The organism is Arcticibacterium sp. SM2516 (assembly GCF_057914865.1).
This window is the reverse complement of sequence record NZ_CP195290.1, coordinates 1070131-1092468: the sequence shown is the minus strand read 5'-3', so window position 1 is coordinate 1092468 and position 22338 is coordinate 1070131. Positions and strand designations below refer to the sequence as shown.

The 22338-nt window shown below is 36.8% G+C and carries 21 protein-coding genes; 9 read left to right on the top strand and 12 right to left on the bottom strand.

The genetic code is table 11. The annotated features are described in order from the left end of the window. Positions 1-231 precede the first annotated feature (231 nt). Together ACSBFT_RS04640 and fbp are read left to right on the top strand one after the other, a co-directional pair. The gene (locus ACSBFT_RS04640) at positions 232-1245 is read left to right on the top strand and encodes a PfkB family carbohydrate kinase (RefSeq protein ID WP_489603715.1); all 1014 of its coding nucleotides are present in this window, start codon (positions 232-234) and stop codon (positions 1243-1245) included. 38 nt (positions 1246-1283) lie between these two features. Continuing rightward, a complete protein-coding gene (fbp, locus tag ACSBFT_RS04635; RefSeq protein WP_463045415.1) occupies positions 1284-2294 on the top strand; it encodes a class 1 fructose-bisphosphatase in 1011 nt (336 codons plus the stop codon). Positions 2295-2364: 70 nt separating this feature from the next. Here fbp and hisD read toward each other — a convergent pair whose 3' ends face one another. Both hisD and hisG read right to left on the bottom strand, forming a co-directional pair. Beyond that, positions 2365-3624, bottom strand: a complete 1260-nt coding sequence (gene hisD, locus ACSBFT_RS04630) for a histidinol dehydrogenase (protein ID WP_463045416.1) — start codon at positions 3622-3624, stop codon at positions 2365-2367. A 49-nt stretch (positions 3625-3673) separates the two neighbouring features. Next, a complete protein-coding gene (hisG, locus tag ACSBFT_RS04625; RefSeq protein ID WP_463045417.1) occupies positions 3674-4531 on the bottom strand; it encodes an ATP phosphoribosyltransferase in 858 nt (285 codons plus the stop codon). Between the two features lie 344 nt (positions 4532-4875). Between hisG and ACSBFT_RS04620 the strand changes: the two genes are divergently transcribed. The 3 genes from ACSBFT_RS04620 to ACSBFT_RS04610 all read left to right on the top strand — a co-directional run bounded on the left by ACSBFT_RS04620 (position 4876) and on the right by ACSBFT_RS04610 (position 7959). Next, positions 4876-6129, top strand: a complete 1254-nt coding sequence (locus ACSBFT_RS04620) for an NAD(P)-binding domain-containing protein (protein ID WP_489603714.1) — start codon at positions 4876-4878, stop codon at positions 6127-6129. Next, positions 6126-6674 (top strand): WcaF family extracellular polysaccharide biosynthesis acetyltransferase, encoded by a 549-nt coding sequence (locus tag ACSBFT_RS04615; RefSeq protein ID WP_489603713.1) that lies wholly within the window; start codon positions 6126-6128, stop codon positions 6672-6674. The genes ACSBFT_RS04620 and ACSBFT_RS04615 overlap by 4 nt, the downstream gene beginning before the upstream one ends. A gap of 112 nt (positions 6675-6786) precedes the next feature. Beyond that, complete coding sequence (locus ACSBFT_RS04610; RefSeq protein WP_489603712.1) at positions 6787-7959, top strand: glycosyltransferase family 4 protein; 1173 nt, start codon at positions 6787-6789, stop codon at positions 7957-7959. A 45-nt stretch (positions 7960-8004) separates the two neighbouring features. Here the strand turns inward: ACSBFT_RS04610 and guaA are convergent, their stop codons facing one another. Then, a complete protein-coding gene (guaA, locus tag ACSBFT_RS04605; RefSeq protein WP_463045421.1) occupies positions 8005-9534 on the bottom strand; it encodes a glutamine-hydrolyzing GMP synthase in 1530 nt (509 codons plus the stop codon). Then, complete coding sequence (locus tag ACSBFT_RS04600; RefSeq protein WP_489603711.1) at positions 9534-10724, bottom strand: exo-beta-N-acetylmuramidase NamZ family protein; 1191 nt, start codon at positions 10722-10724, stop codon at positions 9534-9536. Before ACSBFT_RS04600 ends, guaA begins: the two co-directional genes overlap by 1 nt. A gap of 9 nt (positions 10725-10733) precedes the next feature. On the opposite strand from ACSBFT_RS04600, the gene ACSBFT_RS04595 reads away from it, so the two are divergent. After that, a complete protein-coding gene (locus ACSBFT_RS04595) occupies positions 10734-11954 on the top strand; it encodes an ABC transporter permease (protein ID WP_463045423.1) in 1221 nt (406 codons plus the stop codon). Positions 11955-12015: 61 nt separating this feature from the next. Here the strand turns inward: ACSBFT_RS04595 and ACSBFT_RS04590 are convergent, their stop codons facing one another. The 3 genes from ACSBFT_RS04590 to ACSBFT_RS04580 all read right to left on the bottom strand — a co-directional run bounded on the left by ACSBFT_RS04590 (position 12016) and on the right by ACSBFT_RS04580 (position 14247). Beyond that, complete coding sequence (locus ACSBFT_RS04590; protein ID WP_463045424.1) at positions 12016-13032, bottom strand: toast rack family protein; 1017 nt, start codon at positions 13030-13032, stop codon at positions 12016-12018. Between the two features lie 3 nt (positions 13033-13035). After that, positions 13036-13548, bottom strand: a complete 513-nt coding sequence (locus ACSBFT_RS04585; protein WP_463045425.1) for a PspC domain-containing protein — start codon at positions 13546-13548, stop codon at positions 13036-13038. A 135-nt stretch (positions 13549-13683) separates the two neighbouring features. Continuing rightward, on the bottom strand, positions 13684-14247 hold the full coding sequence (locus ACSBFT_RS04580; protein WP_489603710.1) for a hypothetical protein: 564 nt from the start codon (positions 14245-14247) through the stop codon (positions 13684-13686). Positions 14248-14508: 261 nt separating this feature from the next. On the opposite strand from ACSBFT_RS04580, the gene mnmA reads away from it, so the two are divergent. Both mnmA and ACSBFT_RS04570 read left to right on the top strand, forming a co-directional pair. Further along, positions 14509-15615, top strand: a complete 1107-nt coding sequence (mnmA, locus tag ACSBFT_RS04575) for a tRNA 2-thiouridine(34) synthase MnmA (protein WP_489603709.1) — start codon at positions 14509-14511, stop codon at positions 15613-15615. A 159-nt stretch (positions 15616-15774) separates the two neighbouring features. Continuing rightward, positions 15775-17397 carry a S8 family serine peptidase gene (locus tag ACSBFT_RS04570; protein WP_489603708.1) on the top strand — a complete coding sequence of 541 codons (1623 nt, stop codon included), beginning with the start codon at positions 15775-15777 and terminating at the stop codon, positions 17395-17397. An 18-nt stretch (positions 17398-17415) separates the two neighbouring features. On the opposite strand, the gene ACSBFT_RS04565 is transcribed toward ACSBFT_RS04570, so the two are convergent. Next, a complete protein-coding gene (locus tag ACSBFT_RS04565; protein ID WP_463045429.1) occupies positions 17416-17949 on the bottom strand; it encodes an NUDIX hydrolase in 534 nt (177 codons plus the stop codon). A 60-nt stretch (positions 17950-18009) separates the two neighbouring features. Between ACSBFT_RS04565 and ACSBFT_RS04560 the strand changes: the two genes are divergently transcribed. Further along, the gene (locus ACSBFT_RS04560) at positions 18010-18855 is read left to right on the top strand and encodes a DUF2911 domain-containing protein (protein ID WP_489603707.1); all 846 of its coding nucleotides are present in this window, start codon (positions 18010-18012) and stop codon (positions 18853-18855) included. On the opposite strand, the gene ACSBFT_RS04555 is transcribed toward ACSBFT_RS04560, so the two are convergent. From ACSBFT_RS04555 to ACSBFT_RS04540, 4 genes are read right to left on the bottom strand one after another with little or no spacing between them, the layout of a single operon-like run. Continuing rightward, positions 18852-19880 (bottom strand): YncE family protein, encoded by a 1029-nt coding sequence (locus tag ACSBFT_RS04555; RefSeq protein WP_489603706.1) that lies wholly within the window; start codon positions 19878-19880, stop codon positions 18852-18854. The genes ACSBFT_RS04560 and ACSBFT_RS04555 overlap by 4 nt on opposite strands. A gap of 60 nt (positions 19881-19940) precedes the next feature. Then, complete coding sequence (locus tag ACSBFT_RS04550) at positions 19941-20243, bottom strand: hypothetical protein (RefSeq protein WP_489603705.1); 303 nt, start codon at positions 20241-20243, stop codon at positions 19941-19943. Between the two features lie 34 nt (positions 20244-20277). Next, positions 20278-21681: a class II fumarate hydratase gene (fumC, locus tag ACSBFT_RS04545; RefSeq protein ID WP_489603704.1), complete on the bottom strand. Its 1404-nt coding sequence runs from the start codon at positions 21679-21681 to the stop codon at positions 20278-20280. Between the two features lie 58 nt (positions 21682-21739). Continuing rightward, positions 21740-22318, bottom strand: coding sequence for a pseudouridine synthase (locus tag ACSBFT_RS04540; protein ID WP_489603703.1), 579 nt, complete (start codon positions 22316-22318; stop codon positions 21740-21742). Positions 22319-22338: the final 20 nt, after the last annotated feature.

Sequence of the window (22338 nt, the reverse complement as noted above, 5' to 3'; positions counted from 1 at the left end):
TCTATCACCAGAACGGTGCTATGCTAATCTCGTTTAAATGTCTGATTTAATGCTCTTTAAAACTTATTACGATTCTCCAATGCATAAACCGGGTTAAACTTCACTAAGTATTAGCCCTTTAACAAAAAAGTCAATGGTGTGCTATTATGGATTCACGGAGGTCTTATTGTTTTTAGGAAGATTCAAAAAAAGCAATAATGAATTGCTGAGTTTAGTCAATAATTTAAGGAAATGAACACTAAAAAAGTAGTTACTTTCGGAGAGGTAATGATGCGATTATCCGCTCCAAATTATCAGAAAATTGAACAAGTAAATAGCTTAGAAGTTTCTTTTGGCGGCTCTGAAATGAATGTGGCGGCTTCGCTCAGAAACTTTGGCTTAGAGGCTACGCATGTTTCCGTTTTCCCAAATAACAGATTAGGAAAAAAAGCCATCTCCTATTTAAGGCTCCTAGGAATAAATACCTCCGGCATAAAGCTTTCTGGAGAGAGAATGGGCTTATATTTCTTTGAAAAGGGAGCTTCCATGAGAGCCAGCCAAATCATTTATGACAGAAATGACTCGGCTTTTCAAAACTTGGATCCCTCATGGTTTAATTGGGAAGAAATATTAAAGGATGCCGATTGGTTTCACTGGAGCGGTATCACGGCTGGCATTAGCCAAAATGCTGCAACAGCCTGTTTGGAGGCCGTTAAAGCTGCCAATAAATTAGGGATAACTGTTTCATCAGATATTTTTTACAGAAAAGACCAGTGGAAATATGGGAAAACACCAAAAGATATTTTACCAGAAATAGCTTCTTTTTCTAATATACTTCTAGCCAATGAAGTGAATATGAAAGAGATTCTTGGCGTAGATTATAAGGAAGGAACAGATGCATTCATGGAAGCTTGTCATAACACAATGAAACTTTTGCCGGCTATTACGAAGATTGTGGACACCAAAAGAAAACAATATAGCAGTCACCATAATGTCATAAGTTCTAAGCTTTTTGATGGTAAAGATCTTATCAAATCACAGAAACAAGACATTACACTTATTATTGACAGGATTGGTGCGGGAGATGCATTTTTAGGAGGTTTTATATATGGCCAAATAGTTTTACAAAATGACCAAGAATCTCTAAATTTTGGAACAGCCGCTTCCGCTTTAAAACATACCATAGAAGGTGATTTTAATCTGGCCAGCATTGAAGAAATCGAAAATTTGGTTTCTGGAGATATTTCCGGAAAAATAAAACGATAGTTTATTACAACTCTTAACAAGGGTACAAACTTTAACTAATGAACCTTAAACATCAGACCTTAGGAGAATTCATCATTGAAAACCAAAAGTCTTCTAATTATTCTTCTGGCGAGCTTTCTAAACTATTAAACGGAATAGGATTAGCGACCAAATTGGTAAACCACGAAGTTAATAAAGCAGGATTAGTGGATATTTTAGGCGGTGTGGGAGACTTCAATGTCCAAGGCGAAGCTCAGCAAAAGTTGGATTTAATGGCCAATAACACTTTTATTGACACATTAACGAAGCGAGAAATTGTTTGCGGAATAGCGTCGGAAGAAGAGGAAAGCTTTATTAACATCAATAGCCTTGACTTAAAAAACAAAAACAAATATGTCTTATTGATAGACCCTTTAGACGGTTCAAGCAATATTGATGTCAATGTCTCTGTAGGAACTATTTTCTCTATTTATAAGCGAGTTACCAAAATTGGAACACCAGTAGAAATTGAGGATTTCCTTCAAAAAGGCAGCAAGCAAATAGCCGCTGGATATATCATTTATGGTAGTTCCACCATGCTGGTTCTTACAACAGGTCAAGGCGTTAATGGCTTTACATTAAACCCTGCAATTGGCACCTTTTATCTCTCTCATCCAAACATGAGACAACCGGAGAATGGCGAGATCTACTCCATAAACGAAGGTAATAGTGCCTTTTTCTCAAAAGGTTTAAACGATTATTTAGATTTCTGTAAACAACCTTTAAATAATAAACCGGCCTACAAAGCAAGATATGTGGGTTCATTGGTAGCGGACTTCCACAGAAATTTATTAAAAGGTGGCATTTATATGTATCCTCAAACCAAAATAGACACCAAAGGAAAGCTTCGTTTACTTTACGAATGTAATCCTATAGCTTTTTTGGCTCAGCAAGCCGGTGGGGAAGAAACCGATGGCTTTCAATCTGTTTTAGACATTAAACCCGATTTACTTCATCAAAGAGTCCCTTTTTTCACGGGTAGTAGTAATATGGTAAATAAGCTCAAGACTTTCTTAAAAGAAGAGAACTAGCGTGTGTTAAATCATAAAGTGCATCCGAAATAATTCAGATGCACTTTATTTTTTATGAATTATATAAAGATTACTTTAATCTTACTTTCACGGCATTTGAATGCCCTTGAAGCGACTCCGCTTCTGCCATAATTTGAACCGCAGGGCCAAGTTTCTCCAATCCTTCTTTCGTGATTTTTTGAAAAGTTATTTTCTTAACGAAACTATCCAATGAAACTCCAGAATATGCTTTCGCATAACCATTTGTAGGTAGCGTATGATTGGTACCTGAAGCATAGTCGCCACATGATTCTGGCGTATAATTACCCAAGAATATAGAACCTGCATTAATAATCTTCTCCCCTATCTCTTCTGCATTTTCCACTGCTAAAATCAAATGCTCCGCAGCATATTCGTTCAAAATATCTATTGCCTCTTCCTGAGAAGACACTAAAATGCATTTTGAATTCTCTAAAGAAGCTGCCGCCAATTCCTTTCTTGGCAGTTCCTCTAATTGCTTATATACCTCGTCCTGAACTGCCGTGATCATAGCTGCTGAAGTAGAAACCAAAATAACTTGGCTATCTATGCCATGTTCTGCTTGAGAAAGTAAATCGGCTGCTACATAAGCTGCTTGAGCAGTATCATCTGCAAAAACGGCCACCTCTGAAGGACCGGCAGGCATATCAATAGCTACTCCTTCCTTGCTAACCAATTGTTTAGCAGCAGTTACATATTGATTCCCAGGGCCAAAAATCTTTGATACCTTTGGAACAGATTCTGTACCGTAAGCTAACGCAGCCACCGCCTGGGCACCACCAATTCTAAAAACGCTGGTTACACCTACTAGTTTTGCGGCATAAAATATTGCTGGATGGTTACTCGGAGAGCAAAGGATAATTTCTTTACAGCCAGCAATTTTAGCAGGAATACCTAACATCAAAACGGTAGAGAAAAGAGGAGCTGTTCCACCTGGAATGTATATCCCTACCTTTTCTATTCCTACAGATTTACGCCAACATTGAACACCAGGCATCGTTTCTATAATCTCTGGCTCAGATTTCTGAGCCTCATGAAACTTATAAACGTTAGCATAAGCCAATTTGATAGCATCCTTTAATTCTTCACTTAAAGCGGCTTCTGCTGCATCTAACTCCTTAGCGTTGACCTCAAAATCGTTTAACAGAATGTTGTCAAAAGTCAGAGCGAATTTTCTTAGGGCTTCATCACCATTACTTCTGACTTCTTCTAAAATAGGCTGCACCCTACCTTCTATTTCAGAAATATCAGCCGTTGGCCTAGCCAAAATAGCTTTCCATTCCTTCTTTTCAGGCTTATCAAATAACTTCATTATCAATTACTGGTTTGTGTTTTCAATTGGCATTTAAGCACCATGAAAACTAGAATATCATTTTCTCAATAGGTATAACGAGAATACCTTCAGCACCCATATTTCTCATCGCTTCAATATTCTCCCAGAAATCGTTCTCTTTTAAAACAGAATGTATAGAGCTCCAACCTTCTTTGGCCAAAGGTGTAATGGTAGGACTCTTCATACCAGGCATGATATTGACAATATCCTCAATTTTATCATTGGGAGCATTCAATAAAACATACTTATGTGTATCGGCAGTTTGAACCGCGTTCATTCTAAAAACAATTCTATCAAGCAGTTCTAGCTTCTCATCAGATAAACTATTATTGGCAATTAGAATGGCTTCCGAATTGAAAATAGGTTCTACTTCTTTTAGTCCATTACTTAATAATGTACCTCCAGTACTCACAATATCACAAACACCCTCAGCTAAACCAATGCCCGGAGCTATCTCCACAGAGCCACTGATAAAGTGAATCTGAGCATTTACACCATTCTCTTTCAAAAACTTACCCAAAATATTTGGATAAGAAGTAGCGATACTCTTCCCTTCAAAATAAGAAACACCAGAATAGTCTACATCTCTAGATACCGCTAAAGACAATCTGCATTTAGAAAAACCTAAGCTTTTCACTCTGTTCACATGACACTCATGCTCTACAAGTACATTATCTCCTACTATACCAACATCTGCTACACCGTCTGCCACGTATCCTGGGATATCATCATCTCTTAAAAAAAGAAACTCAGCTGGAAAGTTTTTTGACTCGGACATCAACTTTGATTTCCCTACTTCAAACTTAATTCCGCAAGCTTTAAAAAGTTTAACAGAATCGTCGCTCAGTCTTCCTGATTTTTGAATGGCAATTTTAAGTTTTTTCATTTAAGATTTTCTATTGCTGTTTTGAGCCACAAAGGTAACCTAGCTATTGACCTCTGCCAAAAGTTTTTTACTTAAGATTTATATTAAGTTTCAGTAATTTTTGAAATTTCAATTACTTTGGTTAGTATTGTAGTACCTAGTGCTTTCCAAATAAAAAAACTTAGCAATGAACAATTATAACTACTATTCAAAATCGCCTAAAAGAAATTTTCTTGCCTCCAAAGCAGCAACAGTATTAAGCGGACTAATTATACTCGGCTTATTCATATTTTCTTTTATTAGTCTTTAAGCCTGTTTTTTATATTTTAGGTACTTTTGCGACTCATAAAGTCAATAGGTCATAAATGAGAATAGGAATAATAGGATTAGGGGACATGGGATTGCTTTACGCAAACATTTTTTCTAATGCCGGTTATGAGGTTTTTGGTTGTGACTTACCCGCCAACTATGAGACTTTAAAGGTCAAACTTTCCGAAACAACCATCGTTTTGTTGAAAGAAGGATTGGATGTGGCTCGAGTTTCGGACTTTTTACTCTTCTGTGTGGAAACAGAGAATATTGACTACGTTGTTCAATCTGTAGCCGCAGGAATTCAAAAGAATACCTTAGTGGCGGGACAAACTTCTATCAAAGCTCCAGAAATGGAAGCTTTTGAAAAGTATCTTAGTCCAGATGTTAACATTGCTAGCATTCATGCCCTCCATGGACCAAATGTGAATCCTGTGGGTCAAACCTTAATTGCTATTAATCATAGATGTGACAATGAAAGATTTCAGGAGATGCTCCATCTGCTTTCTTTTACAGGATCAAAAATAGAAATTCTGCCTTCAGCAGCCGTTCATGATAAAATGATGGCCGATGTACAGGTGGTAACCCATATTGGTTTTGAGAGTATAGGTACTTCCTTTATGCACAGGGGCGTTTATCCATGGATAAATCCACTGCACGCTAGCGGTTTAGATACCCTAAAAATGCTGATGACACTCCGCATTTTCAGTTACAAGCACCATGTATATGCTGGAATGGCTCTAATGAATCCGTTTGGTAAAAATCACGTAAGAGCCTATGCGGAATCCGAAAATGAAATATTTGGATTAATGATTTCTGAAGAGCGGGATACTTTTTACGATTTAATATTAGCCGCCAAAACCAAAGTCTTTGCAGATTTTGATGGTACACTCATGCTCAGTGATGAACTCATGAAAGAGTATTCCTTACATCATTCGGATGAAAATCTGCCCAACTCTCATTTAAGTCTGTTAGCAATGGTGTTAACTTGGGCTAGATTAGATAGTAATCCTTACAAAAATAAAGTGGTGCAAACACCTCCTTTCAAGTTAAGAGTGGGGATGGCTGAGTACCTTTTTATGCATGAAGGCTTGTTAGAGGAATCTATGCAGGCAGCTCTATACAATAAGAGTATTAGAAAAGACGATTTGGCTTTTCACACTTCTGTACAAGAATGGGCTCATATAGTTGAGATAGGAGATAAAGTGGGCTATGAAAGTCATTTTGAAAGGACAAAACTCTTCCTTTCAGATAAACTGGAAGAAGGAAGGCAAAAAAGCAGCATGTTAATTGAAAGACTAAATCAATGAGTAAAGTAGACCTGTCTAGATACGACAACTCCTGGTACAACCATGGCTCCTTATTTCGAAGGATATTATGGATGATTATAGGAAGAATTACCATCAATTCTTATTTACCTTTACCCACCGGTTTTAAAGTATATGTTTTAAAATCATTTGGTGCCAAGATTGGGAAGAAAGTCATGATTAAACCGCGGGTAAACATAAAGTATCCTTGGTTACTGGAGATAGGAGATTTTGCTTGGATAGGTGAGAAAGTATGGATTGATAATTTGGTAAAAGTGAAAATTGGAGCCCATGCTTGTATTTCTCAGGATGCCATGTTATTAACGGGTAACCACAATTATAAAAGCCAGACCTTTGACTTAATGGTAGGCGAAATAATCATCGAAGATGGGACTTGGATTGGAGCAAGAAGCCTAGTAACCCCTGGCGTTATTTGCCATGAACATAGTGTGTTGAGTGCCGGCTCCATACTTAGCAAACATCTTCCTTCCTATGAAATCTGGAGTGGGAACCCAGCAGTTTTTGTTAGAAAAAGGGTAATCCTATAGATTTTAAACCCTAAAATAAAGTTTCAGCGAGGCTATTTTCCTTTTTAAGTAGGAATTAAGATTAAATTCCTATTTTTGATTACTATTAGACCATTACTTAGATTTTTTTTGAGTGAAATTAATATTTGAAGAAATCGTTGGTGACCCAAGCGTGCAAATTTTCCTTAGTATCATTTTATCGCTTACAGTCACTTGGCGTTCCATTCCTGTTATAAGAAACATTTGTATGTTGAGAGGACTTATGGAAAATCCTGTAAAAAGGAGTTCTCATAAATCCCCGACTCCTACATTTGGTGGCATCGCTATTTTTGCGGGCACTTTGATAGGCTACATGTTATGGAATTTTGAAGATGAAGGATATCTTATGCATAAGATATTTGCAGGTCTTTTAATTCTATTCTTCTTAGGTCTTAAGGATGATCTTTACGCATTAGCCCCTTTGAAAAAGATCGGCTCACAAGTAATCGCTTCTATATTAGTAGTGGTTGGTTCAGACCTAAGGATAAATAGCTTTTTTGGTATCTTCGGAATAAATGAACTGCCTTACCTTATCAGTGTATTGTTCACTATTTTCATTTTTGTGGCACTCATAAACTCTTTCAACCTTATTGATGGCATTGATGGTTTGTCTGGTGGAATTGCCATGATAGCCAGTGGCGGCTTTGGATGGTGGTTCCTCCTCAATGACCAGTGGTCAATGGCCTGTTTGAGTTTTTCTTTGGCAGCTTCTCTTCTTGGCTTTCTTCGGTATAATTACTCCAAAGGAAGTAAAATATTTATGGGAGACACTGGTTCACTCATTATTGGATACCTCGTAACCATATTTGCCGTAAGGTTTATAAGTCTAAACGAAGGTGCTAATTTTTCTCCTGGACAACATTTTGTAAGTGCTCCTGTGATAGCCTTATCACTTTTAAGTGTCCCTATTTTTGACACATTAAGAGTTTTTGCGGTAAGAATTCTGAAGGGAAAATCTCCATTTGAAGCAGATAGACTACACTTACATCATCTGTTGGTTGACAACGGTCTATCACACTTGGCATCTTCTTTAACACTGTATGGTATGACTATTTTACTTTCTGTCTTTACATACAGTTTAAGAACATTTTTCACCAATACAGCCTTGTCTATCTATGTTATTTCCATTTTTGGAATCTATCTAGCTTTTAGCCAATGGTTAGAATTAAGAAGATTCAAGAATCACAAAATTAAATTGATTGAATCAAATAAAGGGAATACTAAAAATTCAACACTAGATTTAGAAGGTTCAATATCTAAAAACTAAAATTAGTCTTTAGATATTGAATATATTTTTTAGAAAGGAGATTACTTACTCCCATTCTATTGTAGCTGGCGGTTTAGAACTAATATCGTAAACCACTCTATTTACTCCCTTTACATTATTAATTATCTGATTAGAAACGTTTGCTAAAAAACTGTGAGGTAAGTGAGCCCAATCTGCCGTCATGCCATCCACACTGGTTACCGCTCTTAAAGCCACTACACTTTCATATGTTCTTTCGTCTCCCATTACGCCTACGCTTTGTACTGGAAGCAGCATAGAGCCTGCTTGCCAAACTTCGTCGTATAAACCTTCATTTTTCAAACCCTGAATAAAGAAATAATCCACCTCTTGTAAGATTCTTACTTTTTCTGCAGTGATGTCTCCTAAGATTCTAATACCTAAACCTGGCCCAGGGAAAGGATGTCGCCCTAAAATAGATCTAGGCATTTCTAAAGCTGCTCCCACCTCTCTCACACCATCTTTAAATAATAGCTTAAGCGGTTCTACTATTTTCAATTTCATGTAGTCTGGCAATCCACCTACATTATGATGAGATTTAATGGTAGCGGATGGCCCTTTTACAGAAACAGACTCAATAATATCCGGATAAATAGTACCCTGAGCCAACCACTTTACATCTTGAATCTGATGAGCTTCGTCATCAAAAACTTCAATAAATGTCTTCCCTATAGCCTTTCTTTTAGCTTCTGGGTCTGTTAAGCCTTTTAATGCGTCATAAAACTTATCTTTAGCATTTACACCTTTTACGTTCAATCCTAAACCTTTATACGACTCAAGCACTTCCTCAAACTCGTTTTTCCTCAACAGACCGTTATCTACAAAAATGCAATACAGGTTTTGGCCAATGGCCTTATGAATTAACATGGCCGCTACCGACGAATCCACACCACCAGATAGACCTAAAACTACTTTATCACCCCCTAACTGCTCTTTCAACTCGGCTACAGAAGTTTCTACGAAAGAATCCGAAGTCCAACTCTGATTACACCCGCAAATTCCTACCAGAAAGTTTTTTAGCAATGTTTTTCCATCCGTACTGTGTGTTACTTCAGGATGAAACTGTATACCGTAAACTTGAGCATCATTAAACTGAAAAGCCGCCATTTCTACAGAATCCGTAGAGGCTATCACTCGGGCGTTTGAAGGCAAATTGGTAATGGTATCGGCATGAGACATCCAAGTTTGTGTACCAACAGCAATATCTGTAAATAAGGGATTGTTATCTTCTATCTTCCCTAATATAGCTCTACCGTACTCTCGCGTGGTAGAGGCCTCTACGTTTCCTCCTAAACTGTGAGCCAGTAACTGGGCTCCATAGCAAACCCCTAAAACAGGAACCTTAGAAATGATACCCTTTAAATCCACCATTGGAGCATCTTGCTCTCTAACAGAACACGGACTTCCAGACAATATCACACCCTTTATAGAATCATCTAATTCAGGAAAATGGTTAAACGGATGGATTTCGCAGTAAACATTATGCTCTCTAACACGTCTAGCTATTAACTGAGTCAATTGTGAACCAAAATCAATAATTAGTATTTTCTCTTCCATTATTCAAAATCTGTATATAAAAGGTATTTTTTTCTTATTTTTTTAAATGCTATCAGGTCATCCTGCCATTTCATTTCAACTTCTTCAACATTTTTCCCTGATTTCAAATCTTCCAAAATCCAGCTATTACCGGCTAAAAGATTAAAAAAGCTCTCACTGGAAAAAAAGTTCTTCTTGTCTTTATAATTTCTATAAAAATCAAATAGTAAACTTAAATCAAAACCCATTTCCATGGCATTAACCTGAGTTAAATCCCTGCCATAACAATCCACCCCTTCGTTAACAGGGTTCTGAGCCCCAGGCTTGTCTGTCGGGATAAAATGAAAACTTCCAAGATTTACATCCGGTCCACCTATAACCTGAAATTGCATATCTGTGCCTCTACCCACACTTATTTTTGTTGGTTCAAGGAGACAAATCGACGGATACAATAAAATAGATTGAAGGTTTGGTAAATTCGGTGATGGCTTAATAGGTAATGAATATGGTGAGGCGTGCGTATAGTTTTCACACTTTATTACCGTTAAATTACTTTTTGTTTTATTCGCCCAAGCTTCACCATTTATGGTCATGGCCAACTCACCTATAGTTAAACCATAAACTACTGGTATAGGATTCATTCCTACGAAAGACTTATACTCCTTCTCTAAAACAGGTCCAGCCACATAATGTCCGTTAGGATTTGGCCTGTCCAGTACGATTAAAGGTTTGTTATTTTCAACTGATGCTTCAATGATATAATGTAGCGTGCTGATATAGGTATAAAAACGAACACCAACATCTTGAATATCAAAAAGTAGGATATCTAAATCTTGCACTTGCTCTTTTGTAGGTTTCTTATTTTTTCCGTAAAGAGAAACTATTGGGATACCCGTTTTTGCATCTTTAGAATTGTCAATATGAGCACCTGCGTCAGCAGTTCCTCTAAAGCCATGTTCCGGGGCAAAAATAACTTTGACTTGCACTCCTCTGCTTAATAAAGAGTCCAGAAGATGCGTTTGCCCAATGGTTGAAGTATGATTAATGATGAGTCCTACTTTTTTATCTTTCAATAAAGGCAGGTACTTTTCCATCATTTCTGCACCTACTTTTATTTTTTCGGGCGTTTCTAAAGAGTTTGCTTTAGATTTACAGCTGATAGGAGATAGTCCTATCATAAATACAAACAGAAGACTTAATATTTTGTCCATATATATAAAATGAATACTGAATATTTCTTGGCTCAGAAAATCAGAAAGACCAAAGGTAAGACCTTTTCTGCTTCTGTCATCAATATTGGTATCACAAGTATTGCTATTGGTGTGGCGGCCATTATACTTTCATTTTCTGTCTTATTTGGTTTTAAAGATACCATTAAGGAGAAACTGTTTAGCATGTCCGCTCATTTACAGATAAGTAAAATTACACTGAATCAATCTTTTGAGGAAAGTCCTTTCGTAATTAATCAAGAAATCGAAGAACTAATTTCCAATAATGAAAGTATAGCTTCGATAAATGCAATTGTCCTAAAATCCGCTTTACTCAAATCTGAAGAAGAGATTTCCGGAGTGCTTTTAAAGGGGGTGGATAAGCAATATAACTGGGCCATTTTTGAGGATAATATCGTTGAAGGAAGAGTTATTCAACAAGACTCTTCAGGCTATGCCAAAGAAATAATTTTAAGCCGGAAACTTAAAAAAATCCTAAATGTTAAACTGGATGATGAAATTCTAATTTATTTTATCCAAGAGCCTCCAAGGGCACGAAAGGTTAAAATAGTAGGTATTTATGATACTGGCATTGAAGATATTGATAACAGCTATGGCATTGTAGACATTAATCTTATTCGGAGAATAAACGACTGGGATGATAATGAAATTGGTCATTTAGAAGTTTTCTTGAAAGACTTCAATGATTTGGATAAAACCACAGAACAACTTTATGAATTCATTCCACAAGACCAGAGAATTCATAAAATCACTCAATTATTACCCCAGTTTTTTGATTGGTTCAATCTCCTAGACAGAAACATCTTTATTGTGTTATTCTTAATTATAGTTGTGGCTAGTTTTAACATGGTCTCCGTATTGCTAATTATGATTATGGAGAGAACACCCATGATCGGTCTTCTAAAATCTCTAGGAGCTAGAAATGGTTTAATTCAGAAAATTTTCATTTCAAATGCCGTTTTAATTATTCTGAAGGGTCTGGCCATTGGAAATTTAATAGCTTTTGGCTTTTGTTTTATTCAAGACAAATTTAAACTCATCCCCTTGGACCCAGAAAATTATTATATGGCTTATGTGCCCATTTCATGGCACTGGCCGACATTCATTTTGGTCAACCTGGCCACCGTGATTTTAGTAAGCTTGATAGTGATTATCCCAACCCTATCTATTTTGAAAATCAGTCCTGTGAAGGCATTGAAATATAAAGATTAGACATAAAAAAGACCAGTTTTGAGAATTAAACTGGTCTTTTAAAATCTGCGAAGTATCTTTATTAATATCTATTGACTTTCACAGAAGAAAGACCGCTAGACATGTCTATGTAAATCTTTTTTGAAGCCGTATCAAAATTTGAAGTCTTCCATCTAGATCTTCCATCCTGTTCAAAACCTGAAAAATCTTTAGAATTAAGAGCCCCGTCCATCTTAATTTCACATCCTACGCTTTCTGGAACAGAAATATCCACTTTGGCGACCCCACTTTCCACTTTAATCTCAGTCTTTTCTAATTTATCTCCCAATTTAACATTCACTGCCGCTGCTCCAGTTTTAATTTCTAAGGATTTAACTTTGAAATTGCTGAAATCAAAATCTAAATCGCCCGCACCTATGCCCATTTCAATCCTCCAAACTGGCTTAGTGCTTAGTTCTAAGAATATTTCATTGTGGTCGTTATCACCGAAATTAAAGCTCTTATTCTTTCTAGATTTCATATCAAAATCTATTTGATGATGATTGTTCTTCAGTTCATCTGAAAGCCTGTAGCTTCCTGAATTGAGCAAAGTAGTTGCCTTAAAAAGTTCTCCTTTGGCCTCTTTCAAATGAAACTCTGCAGCACCACCACCAAAGTTTAAACTGGCTTCCTCTAAGTTATTCGAAAACGGAACATTAAAGTTTTGTTCTATTCTATCTCCGTTTTGTTTCTCTTCTGATCCATCCTTATAAGATTTTCCATCTTTAAAAGAATTATCCCAATCTTCGTCATTTTCGTCCCAATCGAAATGAAAATCATCTTCAAATTCCGTTTTTAGATGTTCTACCCCATCAGAAGCCGCACTATATATACCAAGAGGTATAGCAAAAGCTACCAAAAGAGCGGTAGTAGGATTATAAAAAGACCTTTTCTCATGAAGTAAAACTGCCACACCAGCCAATATTAATAATAAAGGCCAAAATTTCGCCACCGTTTTAAAAGTGTAATTGAACTCAAGCAAATCATAGTTGAATGCTAACAAAATAGCCCCAACAGCCACTAAAATGGCTCCCAAGAAAACATTACTTCTACTTTTCATAGACTAAAATGTTTCCACATTTGAAGTTCCTTGATCTGGGTTTGAAGGAGGATTGTAATTAGATTTAAAGTTATCGTTATCGTCTTTATCTCTTATAATAATCCATACGCCAAGTCCGATTAAAAATAATGGCCACATTTTACCGATATAACTGAATAAGTTAATATCAAAGAATGTACGAAAGGCAAAAATGGCTCCTAAAGAGATAAGGACAATACCTCCTACAAGATTTCCGTTTTTTGATGAATGATTGCTCATATTATTAAAATTTGATGTTTTAAGTGCTGGGTTGTCATTGTCATTGGCGTAACTAAACGCTCTATCTTCTTCTGGCAAAACTACCCATAAAATTAAATAAGTAATAAATACGGGTAAAGGAGTAAAAAATAGAACCACAAATAACACTTTAAATATGGTAGGGTCAATCTCAAAATACTCTCCTAAGCCCTGCGTTACGCCTCCTAAAACCGAATCGGAGTTCTTAATTCTTCTAAGTTTTTTTTCATTCTTTTTCATTTATAATTTGTATTAATTCATTTCAAAGGTATACCTCAAAGTGGTACTATGTATTACAAACTACACGAATGGTTACAAAACTGGATAAACTACTACATCTAATGTTTGACATTTTTTACCTTATGTCCTATACGTCTAATCTTCCTCTTCTAAAGCCTCCAAAACATCCATTAAATCCTCATAGTTGCTTTGACCGGGTCTTACTTCATGATTACCCGTTAATGCAATTCCAGCTAAAGCACCAATATTCAAAAAATCTTCCAGATTATCTAAATTCACATCACCACCCACAAAAAGTGATTGGTGATTTACGTCTTGGCCCACCTGTAGGGAAGAGCATAAAACATGGTCAAAATCCTCCAAATTAATTGAACTTAAGTTTTCTTCTGTTAATTCAAAAAACAATTCGGAGACTTTTCCTTTTGCACTATCTACCAAATCTAGATGGCTAATTATCAAATAATCTAAACCCAGTCCTGACCACTGCTCACTAGTGATATCCTTAGGCCACTTACTTATCCTACCTCCTATCTTGGGACCACTAACCCAATTTTTAATTTCAATAATCTTCTCTAAAGGAATATGGTCTGCATGTTCTGAATTTAATTCAAAACATAAATAATCAACAAACATCCCCGCACAATAACGTGCATCTGAAAGGTTAGAAATGCCATTGACCAATACTTCTCTCTTTAACATAGTTTGCTTTATTTGTCGCAAAAATAGGGTTCTAATCCTTAAAAGACCTAAGACAAAACAATAATTCAAGAAGATAATTAAATGATTGCGATAGCCATTTAATGTCAATTAGCAAGATTAAAACATTTTAAAGAACTAAAATCTGCTCATTTCACTTTCTATTGTTTGTACCTTTGTATTTCGCAGGATTTGATAATCAGTCTTGGACAAAAGGAATTTTATTTAAAATATAAACGATGGGCGTTCAACCCATTTAGTTCAATGAGCAAACACGGAAGAATTTTAGTGGCCATGAGTGGCGGTATTGACAGCTCTCTGGCAGCAGTATTACTGCACGAAGAAGGATATGAGGTTATAGGAATGACCATGAAAACATGGGATTATGCCGCCTCTGGAGGAAGCAAAAAAGAAACAGGCTGCTGTAGCTTAGATTCCATAAACGACGCAAGAAATATTGCTGTAAACCTCGGCTTCCCACATTATATACTAGACATCAGAGAAGAATTCGGCGATTACGTCATAGACCATTTTACCGGTGAATACTTAGAAGGAAGAACGCCAAACCCTTGTGTTTTGTGTAATACCCACGTAAAATGGGATGCTCTCTTAAGAAGAGCTAATAATTTGGATTGTGAATTTTTAGCAACTGGACATTATGCCAATATAAGAGAAGAAAATAGCAGGTTTGTCATATCGAAAGGAAAAGATGACTTAAAAGACCAAAGTTATGTGCTTTGGGGAATTTCTCAAGACAGCCTTTCCAGAACACAACTTCCATTAGGGCAGCTTACAAAAAAAGAAATAAGAGAAATGGCCGTGGAAAGAGGTTTCTATGACCTCGTTAACAAATCTGAATCTTATGAAATCTGTTTTGTTCCTGATAATGACTACAGAGGATTTCTTAAAAGACGAGTGGATGGTTTGGAAGAACGCGTAAAAGGCGGCGATTTTGTTTTAGAATCTGGTCAAAAAGTAGGAAAGCACGAAGGCTACCCTTTCTACACAGTAGGTCAAAGAAAAGGCTTGGGCATTGCTTTGGGATATCCAGTTTACGTTACAGAAATCAGAAAAGACACCAATGAAGTTATACTTGGAGTTGAAAAGCACTTATTCAAAAATGCCATGCATGTAGGTAAACTCAATATGCAGAAGTATACAGACTTGCTGGGTCAGCCAAAGGAGACTTTTGCCAAAATAAGATACAAAACTCCTGCTGCGGCAGCCATGGCGTCTCAGATAGGGAATGATAAAATGGAAGTTATTTTTAACGAACCTATCAGTGCGATTGCTCCAGGTCAGGCAGCCGTTTTTTATGAAGGGGATGACGTGATAGGTGGTGGTTGGATTCTTAAAAGTTTTAATGCCTAAAGATCCTTTGATTTACTAACGAAAAATTACAGATGCCACCTTTATAAAAGGCAAATAAGAATCAGGATAATTCTTTTTTCTGGCTGTTTTTCAAAAAGAATCATACAAAAACATCTTCGTAAGACGCAGTTTCGTATTTTTATTCTTATAAACTGTTATATGAAAAAGTCATTATTGCTTTTGCTGCTTACGCAAAGTACCTTTCTTTTTGGTCAAAATAAGTATCTTGTTGTTTTCAAAGACAAATCAAGTAGCCCTTATAGTATAGAAAAACCTCAAGAGTTTTTATCCATTCGTTCTGTGGAGAGAAGGCAAAAACAAGGCATAAATATTACGGAACAAGATTTACCTGTTAATCCAGCATACCTAAAAAGTCTTCAGTCTGCCGGCATAGCCGTAAAATTCACTAGCAAATGGTTAAACGCAGCACTGATAGATATTCCTAAAGAAAAATTAAGCGAGGTTCTGGCTATGTCTTTTGTAAAAGGTCTAGAAGGTAACTACACCCTAGGACTTGAAAAAGCATCAGCTAGGATAAAAACTGGGAATATGAGTTTAGGAGAGATACCAACCATTGACCCAGGAACTTCATCTAATCAATTGGCTATGCTAGGGGCAGATGTTATGCATCAGAAAAATTACACAGGAAAAGGTGTTTTAATTGGCCTTTTAGATTCTGGCTATTCCAATGCCGATAAATTAGATGTCTTTGAAAGTCTTTTTGCAGAAAAAAGAGTTCTTGAAACTTTTAATTTTGTCAATACCAGCACTTCTGTTTACGACGCCCATTCTCATGGCACCTCCGTTTTGAGCTGCATCGCAGCCAAACTAGATGGGCAAATGGTGGGAACTGCTCCTGATGCTTCTTTTGTATTATACACCACCGAAAATGTAGCTTCTGAAACTAAACTGGAAGAAGCCAATTGGCTTTTTGCAGCAGAAAGAGCAGATTCTATAGGCGTCGATATTGTGGGATCATCACTAGGGTACGCAGACTTTGATGGCAGTGAACAAGACTACGTTTATGCAGATTTAGATGGGAACAAAGCACTGATTACAAGAGCGGCTGACTGGTTGGCGGCGAAAGGTATTATAGTAGTGGTATCCGCTGGAAATGAAGGAAACAAAGCATGGAAATATATCACCGCCCCTGCAGATGGGGATTCTGTAATAGCAGTTGCCGCAGTAGACGCAGACCAAAATTATGTGAGCTTTAGTTCTATAGGCCCAAGTGCAGATAATAGAATCAAACCAGAAATAGCCGCTCAAGGTGGAAGAACCACGGTAGCTTATCCTAGTAATTTTGTTGGAACATCAAATGGCACTTCTTTTGCCGCTCCATTGATTACTGGCCTTGTGGCTGGACTGAGACAAGCTTTCCCTGATTTAACAGCAACAGAAATTAGAGAAACCTTGCTGGCGTCTGGAACACAGGCAAACCAACCCGATAATATATTAGGCTATGGAATTCCTAATTTTGAGAGGGCCTATGAATTGGCTTCATTGAAAAGATTGGTTCATAACACCGAAAAAGATATTATTGTATTCCCTAATCCTACTGAAAGTAACGGGAATGTGAAAGTTTTAGTCACAAAAACAGATCCTGGGGCGACATTCAATGTGGTTCTAACCAACGCCAAAGGGAAACAAGTTTACTCAGATACGTTTAAAAGAAATTTATTTGAATTGGCTTTAAATAAGAATGAATTGGCCGCTGGCTTGTATATTCTAAGAGTTTTTAACGATAACTTTTCTGCCACTGAGAGAATCTTTATTGAATAGTTATACAGATTTAATACATTAAAAAGTCATTTTATTTCTCATCCTTAGGACACTCTCCTCTTTTGTAAAGTCTTGAATTTTATCTAGAGACAACCATGCCATTCCGTTGGTTTCATGATTTTGCATTAAGGGATGGTTTTGGTCTACCACAAATAAAAATCTAATATCAAAGTGTTCATGAGATGGCACACCCTTTCTTTCGGGTATGTCGTGGATGTCTACATCAAAAATTGCAGAATTATCAAATAAAGGCATTAAACCCGTTTCTTCTACCAATTCCTTTTTAGCAACGGCATAAACATCGGCATCTCCATCACAGTGTCCACCGGGCTGCAGCCACTTATTTAGTTTCGCATGATTTATCAAAAGTACCTCTGTTTTATGCTCATTTACCACCCAACAAGAAGCCGTAACATGACCTATTAAAAGCTCTCTATCAAAACAATTTTGATGCTTTTCTACAAAATCAAGCAACCTTTCCTTCATTAATTCTTCTTCAGGATTAAATGCTACATATTTTTTCAAATATGAAATGAGGTCGTTTCTGTTCATTAAAATGGTAGTTTTGAAATATCTTTTAACAATTATAGTTCTATACAAAAAACACAATCGATGAAAATATCAATTTTAAGTTTAATTCTTCTGGCATTTATGTCATTTCACCTTCAAGCTCAGGTTACACCACAACCTAGTCCGGGAGCCAATTTTTCTCAAACCATCGGAGTTACCAAAATATCTGTAGACTACTCTAGACCTGGTGTTAAAGGAAGAACCATTTTTGGTGGTCTATTAAAATATGGTGAAATATGGCGTACAGGTGCCAATGCCGCCACAAAGATAAAGATTTCTACTGATATTAAAATTAGTGGTCAAACACTAAAGGCAGGAGAATACGCCATTTTATCTATCCCCGGCGAGCAAGAGTGGAAAGTGGTTTTTAATACCGAAATCAACACCACACAGAACGATTACGACAAATCTAAAAATGCATTAATCGTTTCAGTAAAACCTAACAAAGTAGACTTTACTGAAACCTTCACAATAGATATTTCCGATGTCCACGAAGACATGGCTAGATTAAATATTTACTGGGAGCACACGGGTGTTAGTTTACCACTTTCTGTGGATAATGAAAGCACTATAATCTCAGAAGTAAACACAAGAAATGATGAAGCTGCAGGTGCTTTTCAGCAAGCTGCGGAATATATGGTGAACAAAAAAATGGATTTAGGCACAGCCCTAGAATATGCCGATAAGTCCATTTTATTAAAAGAGACTTTTAGAAACACTTGGATTAAATCTGTTATACTAAAAGAAATGGGTAGAAATACGGACGCACTTAAAATGGCTTTAAAAGCTCAAAACTTAGGTGCTACCGACCCAGTCTATCCATTCTTTAAAGAAGCTGTAGAAAAAGGAATCACAGCCTTAAGAGCAAGCGTTCCAGCCAAGAACTAAAGAATGGCAATTCCGTTAGGTTTTTGACCAACCGTTATCGTCTTTAAAACTTCTTTGGTTTCTGTATCTATAAAAGCAGCAGTATTTTCTTTTTGATTGATGAGCAATGCTCTCTCTCCGGCTTCGTAAAATTTAATCATGTGAGGGTCGGCATCCGCAAATTCTAATTTGTGGGTGTTGGCCCAAACTCCTCCTTCTTTCTTAAATATCTCTACACTGTTCCCAACTGAATTGCAAACCCATAACTCTTTTGTTAAAACATTGAAAGTCAAAAAACCTGGAGAAAAATTAAAGTCTATAAAATCTGTGACCACATAGCTATCTGTATTCACAAAATTGACTGATTTTTTATCTGAATTAGAGACCAAAACGATGTTATCATAGCCTTCCCAAACATTCCCTGCAGATAAATCTACTTTCACTATTTTCACTAATTCTTTCGCAGCTACATCCACAAATTGAAGAAAAGTACTTTCTCCACTCCTCACCACAGCATTTCTTCCATCTGTTGTAAAAATGATTTCTGAAGGGTCTGCATCTAAAAGCACTTCTGTTTTAGCGTTTCCTGTGGCGGCGTCATGAATAAACGCCTTTCCTGAATGACTCATTCCAGTGGTCCAAATCTCTGAATTGTCTGGAGAGAAAAGAGCATTATGATTGGCGAAAGGCACATCATACGCTAGTTGTTTGGCTCCAGAATGGGCATTTAGAATAATCACGCCACCTCCTATCTCCTTTCCATGGAGTCCTAAATGACCGTTAGAAAAGTCGTACTTGGGATTAGCTATAGCCAACATTTTCTTATCTCTTGATAAGTAAACATGGTGGGGAAACCGCTCAGAATCGTTGGTGAGAAGATAACTATTCACCACTTCCTGATTTATTAAATCTATGACTTCTACTGTTTTTGAACCACCAGAGACTACAAATGCCACATTGGAAAGTTCATTAAGAGGAACAGTATCTTTAGACTTACAGCCTAATATTACAAAAGAAATTAATAAAAAAGTAAGCAGTTTATTCATAAAAAAAGCGTTGCATAATAGCAACGCCTTTATCTATAGAGATAGTTTATAAAAACTATATTAATGTATCAGATTAATAATAAAAGCTGAAACACACTTCAAAACCGAAATGAATGAATCAACCAAAAAAACACCCACCTTTTCTGATAAACTTTTAGAAGGCTTTAATAATAAAGTTTCTTCTAAGGCCTGTTCAGAAATCATTAATGAAGAAGTCTCCTCATTTTGAGAAACTTTCATTCCATTCGAAGAATTACTACTTTGAACTTCAGACTGCACATAACTATTATTCTCGACCGCTCCAAAACCAGAGCTAAACAAGAATACAGACGACATCAACAGAGCAATAAGTATTTTCTTCATGAGTATGGTTTTTTGTATAAAACAAAAGTAACAATTATTTAGGCAATTCTCCAACCATATCTTCAGGCCTTACCCAAAGGTCAAATTCTTCTGCGGTTAGGTAACCCAAATCAATAGCCGTCTCCTTCAAAGAAGAGCCTCTTTCATGAGCCGTTTGAGCTATTTCGGCCGCTTTATAATAACCTATTTTCGGGTTTAAGGCCGTAACCAACATCAAAGAATTATTTAACTGACGTTTAATATTATCGTACAATGGCTCAATACCCACGGCACAATTATCGTTGAAAGAAACACAGGCATCTCCTATTAACCTGGCCGAATGAAGGAAATTGAAAATCATCATTGGTTTGAAAACATTCAACTCAAAATGGCCATTTGCTCCACCTACGTTTATAGCCACATCGTTTCCTAAAACCTGAGCTGCCACCATAGTTATGGCTTCACTTTGGGTAGGATTAACTTTTCCCGGCATGATAGAAGAACCTGGCTCATTTGCGGGAATGGCTATCTCTCCTATTCCAGATCTTGGCCCAGAAGAAAGCATTCTGATGTCGTTTCCTATTTTCATTAAACTTACAGCAACCGTTTTTAAAGCTCCGTGAGCTTCTACAATGGCGTCGTGAGCGGCTAAAGCCTCAAATTTATTTTCCGCAGTTACAAAAGGAAGACCCGTCAAATTAGCGATATGCTTCGCTACATTTACAGAATAATCTTTTGGCGTATTTATTCCTGTACCCACGGCCGTTCCACCAAGTGCCAATTCCGACAAATGGTCAAAAGAATTTTTGATGGCTTTGATACCATGATTTAACTGAGAAACATAGCCAGAAAGCTCCTGACCTAGTGTTAAAGGTGTGGCGTCCATGAAGTGGGTTCTTCCTATCTTCACCACATTCATAAATTCTTTAGACTTTGCAGCCAAAGTATCTCTCAGTTTCTCTATTCCAGGTATAGTACATTCCACTAAGATTTTATAGGCAGCAATATGCATGGCCGTAGGAAAAGTATCATTAGAAGACTGAGATTTGTTGACATCATCATTCGGATGTAAAACCTTGGTTTTATCGGTCAACTCACCACCGTTTAAGACGTGAGCCCTGTATGCTATCACTTCATTACAGTTCATGTTACTCTGTGTACCAGAACCTGTTTGCCAAACAACTAGGGGAAATGAATCGTCTAATTTACCTTCCAATATCTCCTCACAAACCTTTCCAATCAAATCTGCCTTTGTTTTATCCAAAACGCCGGCATCCAAATTTGTCAAAGCGGCAGCATGCTTTAAGTAGGCAAAGCCTTTGATGATTTCTTTCGGCATTTTATTGATATCTCTGGCGATATCGAAGTTTTCAATGGAACGCTGAGTTTGGGCACCCCAATAAACGTTTGCAGGAACCTGCACTTCTCCAATAGTATCTTTTTCTATTCTGTAATCCATGATTGTTAGTAATTGAGCCACAAAAATAAGGCAGGCTCTAAAGCCTTTCAAACATTATTTAAACAAAGATTTCTTTTATTCCGTCATAAGTAAACTCCTGAACTTCACCAGACTTTAAATTTTCAATGGAAAGTTCACCTATTTTAATTCTAATAAGCCGCAAGGTAGGCAAACCTACCGCAGCTGTCATTTTTCTTACTTGTCTGTTTTTTCCTTCGGCAATGGATAAAGTTAGCCAGCTGGTAGGAACCGTTTTCCTAAATCTTATAGGAGGGTTTCTTTCCTCTGGAATCTCACCATCGTAGGCTCTGGCCTTTGCTGGGGCTGTAAAATGATTTTTTCCTTTATGCTTTATTTCTACCCCAGATTCTAACTCCTTAAAAACCTTATCTGTTAATTCTCCTTCCACCTGTGCCAAATATGTCTTAAACAGCTTAAATTTGGGATTTAGGACTTTCTGGTTTAAGGTTTTGTCGTTGGTTAATATCAAAAGACCCTCGCTATCATGGTCTAACCTACCTACGGGATAAACATCTTTAGGAAAATGAAAGTCTAAATCTTTTAAAGAAATATGTCCTCCCTCAGAGGTAAATTGCGATAACATGCCGAATGGTTTATTAATAATAAAGTATTCCAAAAAATTCTGAGTCTATTTGA